This is a genomic window from Filomicrobium sp., assembly GCF_025698805.1.
Lineage (GTDB): Bacteria > Pseudomonadota > Alphaproteobacteria > Rhizobiales > Hyphomicrobiaceae > Filomicrobium > Filomicrobium insigne.
Map to the genome: position 1 here is coordinate 255,841 of NZ_JAILWT010000004.1, position 16,488 is coordinate 272,328.

At 57.4% G+C, this 16,488-nt stretch carries 12 protein-coding genes; 10 read left to right on the forward strand and 2 right to left on the reverse strand.

The annotated features are described in order from the left end of the window. Positions 1 to 70: 70 nt before the first annotated feature. The 10 genes from K5845_RS12205 to K5845_RS12250 all read left to right on the forward strand — a co-directional run bounded on the left by K5845_RS12205 (position 71) and on the right by K5845_RS12250 (position 14,718). Positions 71 to 568, forward strand: a complete 498-nt coding sequence (locus tag K5845_RS12205; RefSeq protein ID WP_052743823.1) for a TRAP transporter small permease — start codon at positions 71 to 73, stop codon at positions 566 to 568. Between the two features lie 6 nt (positions 569 to 574). Then, positions 575 to 1,861 (forward strand): TRAP transporter large permease, encoded by a 1,287-nt coding sequence (locus tag K5845_RS12210; RefSeq protein WP_046478131.1) that lies wholly within the window; start codon positions 575 to 577, stop codon positions 1,859 to 1,861. Positions 1,862 to 1,900: 39 nt separating this feature from the next. Beyond that, a complete protein-coding gene (locus K5845_RS12215; protein WP_244464887.1) occupies positions 1,901 to 3,154 on the forward strand; it encodes an aconitase X in 1,254 nt (417 codons plus the stop codon). Beyond that, the gene (locus K5845_RS12220) at positions 3,151 to 3,558 is read left to right on the forward strand and encodes an aconitase X swivel domain-containing protein (RefSeq protein WP_046478130.1); all 408 of its coding nucleotides are present in this window, start codon (positions 3,151 to 3,153) and stop codon (positions 3,556 to 3,558) included. Before K5845_RS12215 ends, K5845_RS12220 begins: the two co-directional genes overlap by 4 nt. Before the next feature lie 864 nt (positions 3,559 to 4,422). Beyond that, entirely contained in the window at positions 4,423 to 5,109 is a 687-nt protein-coding gene (locus K5845_RS12225) for a CBS domain-containing protein (RefSeq protein WP_046478128.1), read from the forward strand. A 546-nt stretch (positions 5,110 to 5,655) separates the two neighbouring features. Beyond that, complete coding sequence (gene modA / locus K5845_RS12230) at positions 5,656 to 6,432, forward strand: molybdate ABC transporter substrate-binding protein (protein ID WP_425284133.1); 777 nt, start codon at positions 5,656 to 5,658, stop codon at positions 6,430 to 6,432. A 14-nt stretch (positions 6,433 to 6,446) separates the two neighbouring features. Then, on the forward strand, positions 6,447 to 7,130 hold the full coding sequence (modB, locus tag K5845_RS12235; protein ID WP_046478127.1) for a molybdate ABC transporter permease subunit: 684 nt from the start codon (positions 6,447 to 6,449) through the stop codon (positions 7,128 to 7,130). Next, entirely contained in the window at positions 7,127 to 8,284 is a 1,158-nt protein-coding gene (gene modC / locus K5845_RS12240; protein WP_287959069.1) for a molybdenum ABC transporter ATP-binding protein, read from the forward strand. The genes modB and modC overlap by 4 nt, the downstream gene beginning before the upstream one ends. A 291-nt stretch (positions 8,285 to 8,575) precedes the next feature. Then, the gene (locus K5845_RS12245) at positions 8,576 to 10,417 is read left to right on the forward strand and encodes an autotransporter assembly complex protein TamA (protein ID WP_287959070.1); all 1,842 of its coding nucleotides are present in this window, start codon (positions 8,576 to 8,578) and stop codon (positions 10,415 to 10,417) included. After that, positions 10,417 to 14,718, forward strand: a complete 4,302-nt coding sequence (locus K5845_RS12250) for a translocation/assembly module TamB domain-containing protein (RefSeq protein ID WP_287959071.1) — start codon at positions 10,417 to 10,419, stop codon at positions 14,716 to 14,718. The genes K5845_RS12245 and K5845_RS12250 overlap by 1 nt, the downstream gene beginning before the upstream one ends. Here K5845_RS12250 and K5845_RS12255 read toward each other — a convergent pair. Continuing rightward, entirely contained in the window at positions 14,712 to 15,392 is a 681-nt protein-coding gene (locus tag K5845_RS12255) for a DUF6064 family protein (protein WP_287959072.1), read from the reverse strand. The genes K5845_RS12250 and K5845_RS12255 overlap by 7 nt on opposite strands. Position 15,393: 1 nt before the next feature. Then, positions 15,394 to 16,323 carry an aldo/keto reductase gene (locus K5845_RS12260; protein WP_287959073.1) on the reverse strand — a complete coding sequence of 310 codons (930 nt, stop codon included), beginning with the start codon at positions 16,321 to 16,323 and terminating at the stop codon, positions 15,394 to 15,396. Positions 16,324 to 16,488: the final 165 nt, after the last annotated feature.

The window sequence follows — 16,488 nt, forward strand, 5'->3', positions numbered from 1 at the left end:
GGCGCCCATACGAGGTGTATGGCCCAGTGCCCGTCCGCGTCTACCAATCCAGGAATCAAGCAGGTCTAGCATGCGCGGACTGATCCAGGTGCTTCAACCGATGTGCCGCTTTATGTCAATTGTCTCGATAATTTTGCTCGGGCTTTTGGCTTTTCCAATTGCTTACGACGCAACGATGCGCGCTTTCGGAAAACCCACAATCTGGGTGTTCGAAACAACGCTCTATCTCTTCATCGCAGGCGGCTTTCTGGCGAATACGCTGGCCATGAGTTCGGGTGCGCACTTCCGAGTCATGATACTCGCTCAGGCTTTCCCCTCCTTGAAGCCCGCACTCGATTGGCTCGCATTGATCCTCACTCTTCTGTTCTCGATCCTACTGATCGGAACCGGCTCATATTTCGTCTGGTATAGTTGGTCGAACGACATCCTGTCGGCCACTTTGCTCGAAGTTCCACTTTGGATTCCGCAACTTGCCATTCCAATTGGCGGCGTCGGCCTGTTCCTGCAGACGCTGATTCACATCTGTGAAGGCAAGATGCCGGAAGGCAAAGAAGTGATTATGGAGTAGCCCCCCATGGATCTTATCGACTGGGCGGGTTACATCTCGATCGCCCTTCTCTTCCTCATGATGCTCCTGGCTGTGCCCATCTTTGTTTCGATGGGCCTCGCGGCCTTTGCTGCAGCACTACTCATCGATGACTTCCAGCTTGTGGCGCGGACGTTCATCCAGACCGTGTGGCAGGGCGCTTCAATTTTCGAACTGGTTGCGTTGCCCCTGTTCATCCTCACGGGCACGATCATGCAGCAAACGGATGCCGGGCGAGACTTGTTTGCCGTGACCAAAGCATGGGCCGGCTCGATCTCGAACTCGCTCGGCGTCGCAACGATCGTCGCTTGCGGTATCTTTGCTGCGATTTCCGGTTCCAGTATCGCAACAGCCGCGACGGTTGGCTTGGTCGCTATCCCGCTTCTGCTCGAAGAAGGCTACGGGAAAACCCGTGCGGGCGGTTTTGTGGCTGGCGGGGGAACGCTCGGCATTGTGATTCCGCCGTCGATCCCGCTCATCCTCTACGGCGTACTAACCGAAACTTCTATCGGTCAGTTGTTCATTGCGGGCGTGGTTCCCGGGATCATCATGCTCACGGCATTTACGCTCGTGGTCTACTTCTCCCGCCCCCAGATCAAAGGAACGCAGGACGTTTCATGGAGCGAATGTCTTTCATTGACGTTGCGTTGCAGCGGTGTCTTGGCACTGCCCATCATTATTATCGTCGCAATTTATACTGGCATCTTCACGCCGACAGAGGTCGGCGCGCTCTCGGTAATCTACTTGTTGATCCTTGGTCTCGCTCAGCAACGACTAACGTTTGGCAAGTTCGTCGCTGCGTTGCGTACCGCCACAGCAACGACAGGCATGTTGTTCATGCTCATCGTTTTTGGTCAGTACTTCGCGCACTTCCTGACGTTCGAGCAGGTGCCACAGTCGATCGCTCACGCGATTACCGATAACGCCACTGGCGTTTGGGCGATCACGCTGATGATCCTAGCCTATCTGGTACTCGGTACGTTTTTGGAGAGCGCGGCAATGCTGCTCATCTCCATTCCGATTTTCGCACCTGTCGCTGCAGCAGCCGGCATGGATCCGCTCGTATTCGGTATCTTTGCCGTCATCGCCATGGAGATCGCGCAGATATCGCCTCCTGTCGGCGTCAATCTTTTCACCATCCATGGCATCTCGGGAATAGGTCTCTGGACGCTTGCACGCGGGGTGATCCCTTTCATCCTCATTCAGATCTGCATGCTGTACATCGTCTACTTCTTCCCCGAGATCGTCCTTTGGCTCCCCCACTCCATGAAATGAACAGCTCAATCCTGGCAATAACGAAGAAGGTGACCAGAAATGACAATGCGCCTCACGGAGCATGAGCAGGAAATGGCCGCAGGGCTCCACGGACCACCGCGCAAGTGGGCTATGGAAATGCTCATGAAGGTCGGGACCGTGTTCGACGCGGAAGACCTGGTAGAGATTTCCCAAGTCCATCTCATGGCGGACACGGAAGCCACCGGCGAAGAGGGCGTACGCTTCGTCGAATGGATCGGCACACATGAGCCTTCGCAATCCATGGTGCGCGTTCCGGCCGTAACGGATCCCCGCGGTGCCGACTTCACCGGATATAAGCGGATCAAACAGCCGGAAAAGTTCATCGAACTCGAACGGCGGGCTGACGCCGCGTTTCGTGCGCTCGGCTTTATGATGACAGACACCTGCATCAACTATCAGACGATTAATCCGCCTGTTCAGGGAGAGCACCTCGCATTCGGCGATACAGGCTCTTCGATCTATGCGAATTCCGTCTTGGGCGCGCGCACGAACTTTGAAGGCGGCCCTTCGGCACTCGCCGCGGCGCTCACAGGCCGTGTCCCGCGCTACGGTTTCCATTTGGACTCCTGCCGCCGCGGCTCGACACGGTTCGTCATCGACGTTCAGCCTAATGGCCTTAGCGACTGGGGTGCCTTAGGTGGTATTATCGGCCGGCAGATGAAGTCCTATTGGGAAGTCCCTGTCATTGAGGGCGTTACCTCTGCACCTACCTCTGACGAGATCAAACACTTCGGCGCAGCGCTCGCAAGCTTTGGTTCGACACCGCTCTTCCACATGATTGGGGTGACGCCGGAAGCTCCCGATCTCGGCGCAGTCTTCGATGGTCCGGCGCCTGAACCGCGCCGCATTGGCGATAGTGACCTCGCGCAATTCTACAAAGACTTCGGCCCCAAAGACGACAAGCTCGATGTCGTGGTGTTTGCAGCACCGCAGCTATCATTGTTCGAGCTTGAGTCTCTCGCGCGGCTACTTCAGGGCCGCAAGGTTAATGACAAAGTTACGCTCATTGCCACGACATCGCCCGAGATGAAGTCTGCGGCGGACCGCATGGGCCTCACCTCCATGATTGAAGGCGCCGGCGGCATCGTTCTGCAGGGCGTGTGCTTCTATCAGATGCATGCGCGTGAGATCGGCGAAGCCAACGGCTGGCGCAATTTGCTTTCGAACTCAGCAAAGCTCGTCAACATTCTTGGCGGATACGGATATCAAACTCACCTGGCGGATATGGCCGCCTGCGTGGATGCTGCTGTTGCGGGGAGGATCGGCGCATGAGCACTCGGGTTTACAAAGGTCACGTCGGCACCGGCGCGCCCGTTACGGGCGAAGCGCTCGTAGCAAGCGACAACTTTTCGGCACGTTACGATCTGGATCTCGTTGCCGGAATTTTCTCGCGCCCAACACATGCTCTGCATGGGCAAAGTTATGTAGGCAAGATCCTGATCCTGAACGCCGCCAAGGGTGGCGTTGCGACGGCGTGGATGTTGAGAGATATGAAGGCCTGTGGCCGCGCACCGGCGGCCCTCATCCTGAACTTCGCGAATACGATCATGGTTCAGGGCGCGGCTTTCGCCGACCTGGCTCTAATCGACCGGTTCGATGTTGACATCACGACCGCTATCAAAAACGGCGAACCTGTCGCCGTAGACCCAGCCGCCGGCACGCTCACAGTCGGCTAATGGCTTCATTGTCGGGCAGGCGCGCAGACCTGAAGAGGTCTTCGGAGCCTGCCCACAATTCAGCAGGGCTAACTTATTTTTTTCAACATCACTTTCCCAAATTCATACTCTTCTTTGAAACTTGTCTTGGATGTTGCCTAAGCGCGCTGTGCCTTTTCGGAAATCGCGCCTTTAAGGCCCATAGCCTCCGTATTCACCACCAACCGACCATTTATGGCAAAATCCGAAATCGCACATGATGTTTGAGTAAAGGAGACCTCGCGATGGAGCGCCCCCCGAAAAGAAACCGGCTTACTCCCTGGTATATTGGGCTGGTTATAACTCTCGCCGCTGTTGCCTTTGTCGGCGGACGAATGTACGCGGGCGAGTGTTCTGCACCACTTTTTGTAGAGCTCGGCGTACTTCTTGTTATTCCAGCGGTCTACCTCACACTTATGTACTTGACTTTTATCAGTCAGGACTGAGCTGAAATTGTCTTAGCTTGAGAAACGAGCGGGACGCTGGCCCGGGGGGAAAGCCAGCGTCCACTTTTGCTACAGGCCCCGGGGGGTGAGGGCTCGCCGCCGAGGGTGGGCGGCTTTGGTAGCCTTCACAACTTAAAGTATTGTTGGCGGACGAGATTTGACACGCATCAAAACTTGATGCGGCATGTTGGATTCGCGCTGCCGCATGATTAGTCTCCTGCGGCATCTGCGAGTCAGGCATTCTTCTTTCTTTTTGTAATTGCTTGTTTTTCTCCTGAAGCATCCCCTTCACCACCGCGTTTCCGTCCCCCGATAATCACGCCTCCATCTTGATGCGGATCAAGGCCAGACCCACGTCTTTTGGTAGGTACTATAGGGCATATAGCGACAGGAGGACGCCATGAAAGCTGCCGATATCATGACCACGCAGGTGGTTACTGCGAATGACGAGAGCCGCATCGCGGATGTCGCCAATTTGCTCCTGCAAAACCACATCAGCGCCGTGCCTGTCGTCGACGGCTCAGGCAAGTTGGTGGGTATCGTGAGCGAGGGCGATCTCGTCCGTCGCGCCGAAATCGGCACGCAAAGCCGCCATTCCTGGTGGCTGGAGATGTTTTCGAGCCCAGAGGCTTTGGCGCGGGAATATATCAAGGAGCACGGACAGCGCGCTCGTGACATTATGACGAAGAACGTCGTTACCGTCGGCCCTGACGCATCACTTGATGTGATTGCAAACCTTCTTGAAAGCCACCGGATCAAACGAGTTCCGGTCGTCGAAAACGACAAGCTCGTCGGCATCGTCAGCCGGTCTAATCTTGTCCGCGCTCTTGCGGCGGGAGCCAAAGACCTGCTCGCTACGGGCAATCCCGATGACGCCAATATTCGCGAGCGCGTGCTCTCCGGCCTCAAATCTGAACCGTGGTGCCCCTTCATGCTCAATGTCGTCGTACACAAAGGCCAGGTCGACCTTTGGGGTATCGTCAAAAATGAAGATGAGAAGAGGGCTGCGCGCATTGCCGCGGAAGTCACGCCCGGCGTTGTTGCGGTTCAAGACAAGCTTGTGATCAGCCCGCCGAGCTACGTCTGAAACCTAACTTACTCTTCCAGCCCGTCTTCGAGTCATCCGGAGCGTCACAGATGGGCTGGAAGTGGTCTGACGCTTTTCGTTAGACTTGAGCGGTCCCCACTCTTTTTCTTACCGTTTCCAAAAATCGGTCCACGCTGACTGTGACTTCTGCGCGAGATCGTCAGGCAGGCTACTCCGGGTTCTCGGCAGGGACCGATTGCGCCGACGCCTTCGTGGCAACGAGTTTGGTCTGGCGGGGACAGATGGTCGTGTCGATGCCGTATCGACGGTAACGCTTGAGAGAGCGACCTACGCCAGCTGAGACAACGCCGCTTCTCGTTCACACTCCTTGTTAGGCATCCTCCTCCTTTGTGCCGCTGGAGCATCCTGTGATGCGACAGCTTTCTTGGGCACGTCGATGATATGACGATTGCCGATGAATTTGTCCTGCCGATAGACGGCCACACTATCAATCGATATTTCCCGTTGAAAATAAAGCTTGCACCAACGGGGCCCAGACGGATATGAGCGGTATGTCTGATTGAAAATAACGGAGGGAGACTCTCGATGCCCCAATCACCACTTCGTACGCGCATATGGTCTGCGGCCACGTGGTTCCCCGCAGTCCTGTTTGCCGTCATGCTTTCAACGGTTGCGAAGGCTGCGGACGTGAAGGTCGCAGTGGCGGCCAATTTCACCGAAGCCGCCAAGGAGATTGGGTATCTATTCGAGAAGGAGACCGGGCACAAAGCGGTCTTCAGCTTCGGCTCCACCGGTCAGCTCTACACGCAGATCACTCAGCAGGCTCCCTTTGAAGTCTTCATTGCCGCCGACCAAGCGCGTCCTGAAAAGGCGGTGAAGGAGGGCTTTGCCGTTCCGGACAGCCGCTTCACCTATGCGACCGGGAAAATCGTCCTATTCAGCAAAAACCCGGATTTTGTGAAGGGCGAAGCGACACTCAAGGACGGGAAGTTCAACAAAATTGCCATCGCCAATCCCAAAACCGCACCTTACGGCGCTGCCGCAGTCGAAGCGATGAAAGCTCTTGGTGTCTACGATGATCTTTCCGATAAGATCGTACAGGGCAATAATATCGCCCAGACGTATCAGTTCGTAGACAGCGATAACGCCGAACTCGGCTTTGTTGCGCTCTCACAGGTGGCCGCCAAGACGGAAGGATCCCGCTGGATTGTTCCAGAAGATCTGTACGCCACGATCGCGCAGGACGCCGTCCTGCTAAGAGGTGGTGAAAAGAACGAAGCAGCTGTTGCTTTCGTGAAATTCCTGAAAGGCCCCAAGGCGCTCGAAGTTAAGGAGAAATTCGGGTACGGCGCGGGTAAGTAAAGGCGCTCTAACGCATGCTCGATCTTGGGGAACTGTGGTCTCCCATCCGGCTCACGCTAGAACTCGCGGCTATCACGACGGTGATGCTGCTCATCATCGGAACACCCATCGCGTGGTGGCTTGCTCGTTCGAAGGCGCGGTGGAAGGAGGCGGTGGCGACTGTTGTCGCTATGCCGCTCGTTCTTCCGCCGACTGTGCTGGGTTTCTATCTTCTCGTTACGCTGGGGCCCAACGGCCCCGGCGGTTGGCTGGCCGGGTTGGCAGGGGGGCGGTCTCTAGCCTTTACCTTCGAGGGGTTGGTAATCGGATCGGTGATCTACTCCATGCCTTTCGTTGTTCAGCCGATCCGCAACGCGTTCGAAGCATTCGGAGAGCGGCCGCTCGAGGTTGCAGCGACCTTGAGAGCGACACCATGGGATACGTTCTGGTCGGTGGCCGTTCCGCTTGCTCGCCCCGGCTTTATGACGGGCGCCGTTTTGGGATTTGCCCACACGGTGGGGGAGTTCGGCGTGATACTTATGATCGGTGGCAATATTCCAGGAGAAACCAAAGTCCTGTCGGTCGCGATCTATGATTATGTCGAGACCTTGCAATGGACGGAGGCCCACATCCTTGCGGGGGGCATGCTGGTCTTTTCCTTCAGCGTGATCCTGACCATGATGGTGCTGGAAAAAAGGATGGGGCGGCCGGGATTGTGAACGCTGGTGAAGCTCGCATAGACGTCGCCTTCGCGGGCACGCTCGGAGCATTCTCTCTCGATGTCTCCTTCCAAGCCCCCACGAAGGGCATCACCGCGTTATTCGGACCCTCGGGGTGCGGAAAGACAAGCGTTCTGAGGTGTATGGCCGGGCTTAATCGGCTGACGGGAAAACTCACGGTCGGCGACGAAGTCTGGCAAGATGACGCGACGAATACCTTCCGCAAACCCTATGACCGACCGATCGGGTATGTATTCCAGGAAGCAAGCTTATTTCCACATTTGTCCGTCCGCTCCAACCTTCTTTTCGGAGCGCGGCGCGCCTCAAAAAAAGCCAACGCAAACGCATTGAAGTTCGACGACATTGTCGCTCTGCTTGGCATCTCGCATCTGCTTGAGCGGGCGCCATTGGCTCTTTCTGGCGGTGAACGTCAGCGCGTTGCCATCGGCCGCGCGCTTCTCTCCCAACCCCAACTTCTGCTCATGGATGAGCCGTTGGCGGCGCTGGACCGCATGACGAAGGAAGAAATCCTTCCTTACCTCGAAGCTTTGCACGAAAGCCTGCTCATCCCGATCGTGTATGTCAGTCACGATATCACGGAGGTGGAGCGCCTAGCCGATACACTCGTCCTCTTGCAAGACGGCCGCGTTGTTGCGGCTGGGCCGCTTTACACGCTTCAGTCCGATCCCGAGTTGCCTCTCCTACAAGCTCCGGAGGCATCGGTTACCATCGAGGGGCAGGTTATGCGGTTTGATGAAACCTACACCCTCACGACCTTAGCCGTTGCGGGCGGAGAATTGGTGGTGCCCGGCCATCAGGGCGCGGCCGGCGGTCTTCGGCGCCTGCGTATCAGCGCGTCAGATGTAAGTTTCACTCGAGTTATCCCGCGCGAGACGACAATTTTGAATTGCTTGCCCGCCCGCATTCTCTCGATCACAAGCCATGGTGGTGGCAACGCCGCACAAGTCAACGTCATTGCCGGACTCGGGGAGGATGGCAACGGCGCGCGTATCGTCGGCCGCATTACCCGCAAATCCAAAGAAGCCCTCGAAATGGTCGAAGGCGCGCAGGTATTCGCGCAAATCAAGAGCGTCGCGTTGATCGCTGCGAAATCTGGCAGTGCTCTGGCCGCTCCGCATTCTCCCTCTCGCTAGAATTCGGCAAGGTTGATGGCTCTTCGACCGCCCCTCGCAGGACAACCTTGCGCCGCTTATGCTCAACCTAAAACTTGTGGTCTGTGGATCGGTACCGCGCAGCAGGGCCTGTGCACAGTCAACAAGCTCAAAACATTGATAGAATCAGTTCCCCTTGTATAGTGGCTGTGCACAGAGTCGTTGTGCAGGTGTATTTGCGTAAAGACCTGAAAACAAACGCAAATCGGATCACTATTGTTCTCTTCCTTTTTCAGATTGACCCGCGTTTTGGGGGCGGTAGCGCTGCTGCTGATGTTGTCTACGGTTTATGCACATGCCGTGGACCTTTTTGGTGTGTCACTTATCGGTGAACAGAATGCTGTACCGGAGGGGGCGCTGGCTTATACGGTGGCCATCGAAATCGATGGAGAAGACCGCAGCCTCAAAGACAAACTCTCGCAGATTTCCCTGCTCGTAACGAACGCCAAACAGGGCGCGGCTGATACCGGCGCTCTTGCCGCACGTGCCCAGGCTGATATCGAACAGCTAACCGCAGCGCTCTACGCTGAAGCGCATTACGGCGCGAAAATTGATGTTCACATCGCTGGCATTCCTCTCGGCACCTTCAACGCGGACGCAATCGAAGCAATACCGTCAGCTCCTGTCGCCGTCCAGATAAGCATCGCGCCGGGACCGGTTTTCCACTTTGGGCAGGTAGCTTTCACGCAAACCGCCCCGACCCGCGCTCAACCTCCGACAGAACCCGAGTTCTACAAACTTGTGCGTGGCGCGCCGGCACGGTCGGATATCATCATCACCGCAATCGACCGGTTTGTGGAGGAGTGGCGCCGGGCCGGATATCCTTTCGCCCGCGTTGCGCAGAAGGACATCCGCGCCGATCACGCACGCTCCATGGTCGACCTCCATGTTGCCGTCGATCCCGGCGCACCGGCTGTCTACGGCTGGATTAGTGTTGTCGGTACGAAGGACATGAGTAGCGACACCATCGCAGACCAAAGCGCGCTGAGGTCCGGGCAACGCTTCGACCCGAAGGATCTCAAGACAACGCGGGAGCGTTTGCGCAAGCTTGAAGCCGTCGAGAGCGTCCGCATTGTTGAGGGTGAAAACGTCGACGCAAGCGGGGGCATTCCGATCACGCTCGATGTCACCGAGCGCAAACCTCGTTTTTTTGGCGCGACCGCTTTCGTTTCCACGCTCGATGGCGCGGAAGTTGGAGCCTTCTGGGGACACAGAAACCTATTCGGCGAGGGTGAGCGACTGCGCGTGGATGGGTCAGTCTCACGGCTCGGTGCCGATTCTATCGATCAGCTCCAGTACAACGCCGGCGCTGTGTTCTCGAAGCCGGGCATTCTCGATATCGACACGGATCTCTTTCTCGAATTTCGCTTTGAGCGGGAAGCCCCCGATACGTACGACAGTTATTCCGGACGCATTAAGGGAGGGCTGTCTCGCCGGTTTGACGACCACTTGTCTGGAACGATCGCTTTGGAAGGACGTCAGGCCTACGTTGAGGATGCGTTCGGCGACCGGGACTTCACCCTTATCTCCCTGCCAACAGAGATTGATTACGATACACGCGACAACAAACTCGACCCGGCAAGCGGCGTGCACATCTTCTTACGCGGTGCACCTACGGTCGACGTGGCCGGGGGAAATGCGTTTGTCGAGAGCCGTGCCCAACTCGCCAGCTATCTTGCGCTTACCGAAGAACGCCGCGCTATTCTTGCAGGTCGGGTTGTCGTCGGCAGCGTTGCTGGCGCCTCCCTGATCGATGTCCCGGCAACGTCGCGATTTTTTGCAGGTGGCGGCGGCTCGGCTCGCGGTTACGAATATCGCAGTCTCGGACCAGAATACCGCGGCGAAGTTACTGGCGGCCTCGCGCTTGCCGAGGCTTCGGCTGAGTTGCGGCTCCGCGTGACGGAAACAATTGGGCTCGTGCCGTTCATCGACGTTGCAGCGGTTTCTTCCGAAAGCACGTTCGACTTTTCGGATCCCCTTTATGTCGGCGCGGGGATTGGACTGCGCTATTTCTCGGCTATCGGGCCGATCAGGCTCGATGCTGCCGTGCCCCTGACCGAACGCGATGACCGTCCGGGCTTTGGCCTGTATGTCGGTCTCGGGCAGGCGTTCTGATGCGCCGTGCCGCCATATGGGCCGGCCGGATCCTCGCCGGATTCATTGTTGTCGCTCTGGTGACATTTCTGACGCTGATGACCACCACGGGGCAGCGTTTTGCGCTACGCATTGCCGAATACGCCATCGCTTCGGCGGACGGCGGCGTTACTTTCGGCACGCTTGAGGGATCGCTGCTGTCGGAAGGCCGCATCGACCGTATCGGCGTTCAGGACCGGGATGGAACTTGGCTCGACGTTCGCAATGTCGAATTCTCCTGGCGCCCCTTGGCTCTGATCCACGGACGCTTGGAAATCCTCAATCTCACGGTTGGGATGGTCGATATTCAACGCACTCCGTTACCCGCGTCTCAACACTCAACCAATTCGACCTCATCGGAGTCTTCGCTCGTCGCGCTTACCGCACAGCGATTAGAAATCAAGGAGATCGTGCTCCGCGAGGCTACAGGTGTTCCGGCTCGCCTTCATGTGTCCGGCCGCGCAGACCTCGTTGATCTTGAGCGTGGGCTCTCTGCTCAGATCAAGATCAGACGGCTCGATGTACCCGGCGGCAAATTAGAGGCGCACTTATCCTACCGTCCCGACAAGCGCTCTCTTGAACTGGTCGCGCAGGCTTCCGAACCGGGGCGAGGGCTCGTGGCGACGCTGCTCGACATCCCTGGCGCACCACCGCTCAGCTTTGTTTTCAATGGCACTGGTTTGTTGGACGCATGGCGTGCGCAGTGGTCAATGGCGGCGACGGACCAGCCGTTTGCGGCGGGTACGGTTCAGATCGATCGAGACGGCGAACGCCATCATCTCGATGCGCGCTTTGAGGGATATCTGCAAGCTTTCGTCCCGCCAGCGCTTTCCAGCTTACTTGCCGGAAAAACTACAGGCACGATCAAGGGAGCCTGGGCCGGGATTAAGCGATTTGATGCTGAAAGTGTTCTGCTCGCGAGCGACGCGTTGCGCGTGACGGCTGCTGGTGGATTTGAACCGGACGAAGGTTATGCGTTTGGGCGTCTTGATGCGCGTGTGACGCGAGCTGACGGTCAAAACGTTCAGATCGCGCTCGGCCCGGACGCTCCGCTCTCTTTTCGTGAACTCGAAGTTCATCTCTTGCTGCCCGAGACGAAGTCAGAGCGCCGCGTCGAGACCTCGCTCATTGCCAAAGATCTGGCTGGCGATTGGGGGAGCCTTGAACGCCTGGACGTTACAGGCCAAGGCATCCAGCAACACCCGGCTGGCGAGTCCGAACTCGCGCTAGGGCGTATCGACGTACGCATAGTTCCGCAGGGCCTTCAGCCGCTCACGCCGGGTCTTTCAGATGTAATCGGCCCAACTCCAGAAGCGCAATTGACGGGCAGCTTATCCTCAACTGAAGGAAAGATTTACGGTTTACGTATCGTCACATCCGCTGGTGTTGTTCGGGGACGCGGCACGTTTAAACGAGGCATCCTGTCGGCCTCCGCTGAATTGGAGGCCCAAGATCTCTCCAAAACGTCCGCACTTGCCGGGCAACCACTTGGTGGGCAGATCACCGTACAATCCGAGATATCATTTACGCCGAGCACCGGTTCCTTTTCCGTTGCGCTCGATGCAACGGGCCAGGACCTTGCGGCCGTCAATCCAAGTTTCGCCAAGGCACTAAAAGGAACGACGCGCCTTTCAGGAAAAATCGACGGTGCGACGTCGGGCAAACTTACCATCAACGATGTGTCACTCAACGCTGCGGGTTTGAACGGCCGAGCAAGCGGCGCAATCGACGACACCAAGGTCGACGTGAATTTCGAGGCCCAGGTCGCAGATTTGTCTTCGCTCGACAACGCACTCAAAGGACAAGCGCGGCTCATCGCACAGTTGAAGGGGCCGCGAAACGGCTTCACCACGAATATCTCACTTGATGGGCAAGGGGTCACACTGCACGGACAGCCAGTGACCAGCCCGACCGCTAAGTTCGCGGGGCAGGGTTCATTTGCGGCACATGCCGGTACATTCACCATTGGTGCGCAGATTGCGAAGCGCGCTTTATCCGGGCATAGCAGGCTCGCCTTTTCGGCGGACGGTGCTACGGCTGTCGACGATTTGAGGATCTCGTTTGGGGCGATACAGGCGCAAGGCAACATCCTCACGACAGCAAGTGGCGTACCCATCGGCAAGCTGTCGGTTACCGCACCGTCACTTTCCGACCTGTCGGTGATTATGGGCAAGCCCGTTGAAGGTGGGCTTGCCGCGCACCTGGAGCTTTCTGAAAACTCCGGCACCCCCGCCGTTGTCTTGCGGGCGGAAGCTGATCGTGTCCGTTACGAGGGCATGCAGCTGCGCGGCTTCAAAGCCGTTGGTAGTGCGCAGAACTATCTGGCAGCACTGCAGGTCAATGCTGAACTCCGGCTGCAGGATCTTACGACCGATGGACTGAACGTGAGTGACGTGCGCGTTGATGCGCACAACACAGAGAACGCTTCAGTTCGTGTGACCGGAGCGGGCACCATCAATGGCGGAACCTTCCGTCTTGTCAGCGGACTTACCCAGCGCGACACGGCTTTTGATGTCGCGATTAGCGAGGCTGAGTTAAGGAAGGGCGCGCGCTCACTCCGCCTCAAGACTCCTACGCAAATCTCTATAGCTGATGGCGCAACCAAACTTCAGAAGATCGCGATCTCGGCAGGAGACGGCCTCATTGAGATCGCGGGAGGCACGGGGCCAGACGCTCTCGCTTTAGACGTTGTTCTCAAGGCCGTTCCCGCGAATATTTCCGATGCCTTCACTGAGGACCTCCGACTTGAGGGCGTCATTGACGGGAGGGTTGCTGTACGCGGCTCATCGGCTTCACCCGTCGCAGAAACGAAGCTTACTTGGCGCAATGCCTCGGCAGGCCGCAGCCGAACGCAGCACCTGCCTCCCGTTAACATCGACCTGACGGGCCGGTTTGCCGGCCAGAAGGCGAGTGGTGTCGTTACGGTTCGTGGACCCGATCGCCTTCAGGTCAACGTTGATGGATCCGCCATAACCAATGACCGGGGAGAGGTTAAGGCTCAGATCACGGGCGACCTTCCACTAGCTTTAGCGAACGGTATTTTAGGAGCGCGGGCGACACGCGTTGGTGGCCGCGCAACCCTTGCGGCTGGGGTTGGTGGCACCATCGCAGCGCCAGCAATTGCAGGCTCGCTTAGTCTCGCCAACGTTACGGTGGATGATCCCGGAACGGGCCTGAAACTAACGGATACCAAGGGGATCGTCCGCTTCACCCAAAGCAAGATCTCCATAGAAAAGCTCGAAGCCACGAGCGCCAAGGGCGGCACCCTAAACGCCAACGGTAATGTTGTGATCGACGGTAGCGCTCCTGTCGACATTCAACTTGCCCTCGGCTTGTCGGGCTTCAAGTTTGACGATCGCCAGCTCATGGCTGGAGAGGTGGACGGGGCTCTGGATATTCGCGGCACGCCCTCGGCCCTCACGGCGGGCGGAACGATCTACATCAAGCGTCTCGATGTCACCGTGCCGAACCAATTACCACGTTCCGTTTCCGAACTTGAGCTGAAGCATGTCAACGCGCCCACCCATATTCAAAAGCGTGAAAAGGCGCGCTCGGGAGAGGGTAGCGAAGGCGAACCCATGCACGTGGCGCTCGACATCCGGATCGAGGCCGCAAACAGGATATTCGTTCGCGGCCGCGGGCTGGATGCGCAGCTTGGCGGCGATTTGCGATTGCAGGGAACCGCGGCCCGCCCCATGGCTGTCGGTGCGTTCGCCATGGAGCGGGGGCGCTTGGCCATTCTCGGCCGGCAGCTTGACTTCAAACGTGGCAACCTCGACTTCAACGGCTCTGTCGAGCCGCAGCTCGATATGGAGGCGTCCGGACCAGCCGGAGATGTGACGGTCATCGTTTCTGTGACGGGCGCGGCGTCCAAACCGACTTTCAAATTTTCGTCCATTCCGGAGCTTCCCGAAGACGAAGTCGTGGCGCGCTTCCTTTTCAACAAAGAACTGGCGGGCCTTTCGCCGCTGCAGCTCGCACAACTCGCAAGCGAAATCGACAAAATCGGTGGGTTATCGAGTGGCCCCAGCGTCCTCGATCAACTCAAGAGTTCGGTTGGTATTGATGTACTCGACGTTGGGACCGATCAAAATGGCGGAGCAACGGTATCGGCTGGCAGCTATGTCGACGAGAAGACCTATATCGGCGTGCGCGGGGGCACATCGATGGATTCAAGCCGCGTCGTTATCGACCATGATTTAACGAAGTCGCTTAAAGCACGCGGCGAGGTCGGCGCCGACGGGAACAGCAAGGTCGGCATTGGGTTCGAGTGGGACTACTGAGATTGGTCAGTGCTTCTCGGCAGAAAGATTGCCATGAGCGCTATGATCAAAAGTCCCGGCGCGAGAAAGAAATCTGCCCGCTCGAGGGTCCATAACGTCAGCGCTGTAAAGATACACCAAGCGGCAGGAATGACGGCTGCCAGAAACCGTAATCTACCGCTCAGCAGCGCTACGCCTCCAAGTGTTGCGACCGCTGTTGGATCCGGCGTGAGCCCGAAGACCTGCGCACCTTCGAAGCTCAAACCGAAGGCTGCTTCGAATAACGGATACAAGAAAAGGCCGCACACGAGGACGGCCAAGCCAATGCTAAAGGCCAATCTGTTCTTGCGCGGATCGACCAGACCAACGCGGCCGGCAAACGAGAGCAGGATCAACATTGCTCCCTCTAGTCCGGCCACAGGGGCGAAGTACGCGCCCAGCCAATTGATTGTTTCGTAGCGTCCGAGGAAGAATACGGACGCCACTGAGATCCACGCTGCTCCGAGAATTGCAAAAGCTGCGCGTGAACCCGATTGTGTTCCGCGAAGCGTCAGTACCAAAACGGCAACGCTACCCACCAGCGCGGCAAGCTGCCAAGGCCACATATCTCGATTGAGCAAAACGAATAGCCGCTCGTAGACCTGCGGTGAGAACAGCAGGAAATCGGAGAGCGAATAGCTGGACCAATCCGCCACCTCATAGCTCCGCTACGTAATCGGTTATGGCTTTGCGCATACCCTCATCCGGCAAGCGTCCTGCCGCGGCCGCGAGGTTTTCTTGGACGTGCGGGACACGTGTGGTTGCAGGAATCGCACATGTGATCGCGGGATGAGAAATGATGAATTTCAATAGAAGCTGCGGCCACGTACCGGCATCGATCTCGGCAGCGAAGGGCGGCAACGGCTTACCGGAAAAGCGCTGGATCAGGGTTCCCCGCTGGTATGGCCTGTTCACAATCACAGCAATTCCGCGTTCGCGCGCCAGCGGCAGAATACGTTGCTCAGGTTCACGGTCGAGCACGTTATAGGTCAATTGTACGAAGTCGATATCATGATTGGCCATGATATCTTCGAGGTCCTCGTGCCGGCGGCCATGGGATGTTGTGACCCCAACGTAGCGGATTTCTCCGGACGCCTTCTTCTTTTGCAGCATGTCGATATGCGCGCGCCAACTAAGCAGGTTGTGCACTTGCATGAGATCCATCGTTTTGAGCCCCCACAAGGCGCGCGTTTCCGCGAACTGTGATGCCCCTTCGGTGTCATAAGACGTCCAGATTTTATCCGCAGAGAAGATGGGATTTGGGAGGCTGAGTTTCTTGAGGGCGTAACCTATCGTCGCTTGGGACGAGCCATACATCGGCGACGAATCGATAAGCCGTCCTCCGCTTTCATAAAAAGCGGCGACTACGTCCGCGCATGTATCCAGAAGTACGGGATCGTTGCCGACATTGAAGGTGATCCAACTGCCAAGTCCGACCACCGGGATGTCTTCCCCTGTTGAGGGGATGGTCCTCGTAAGTGGCTTGGAAATCGGATCCGCGGACACTCGCGACGAACTCAACCCAGTGACGCTAGCTACCGCGGCCGCCCCAACACCTTGGAGGACAGTTCTGCGTCCGATCAACATCGTACCTTGCCCCCTCTCAATACTCCTATTCGCCTCATGCCCACAGGATTATGGCGATGACCTGAAATGCTTGAGCGAGCGATTGCTTGGGATATGGGCCCCAAACCTACGTTCAACAATCCCGTAATGGAGGTTTGGTGAGCGTCCCAAACCGTCCGTTTAGAA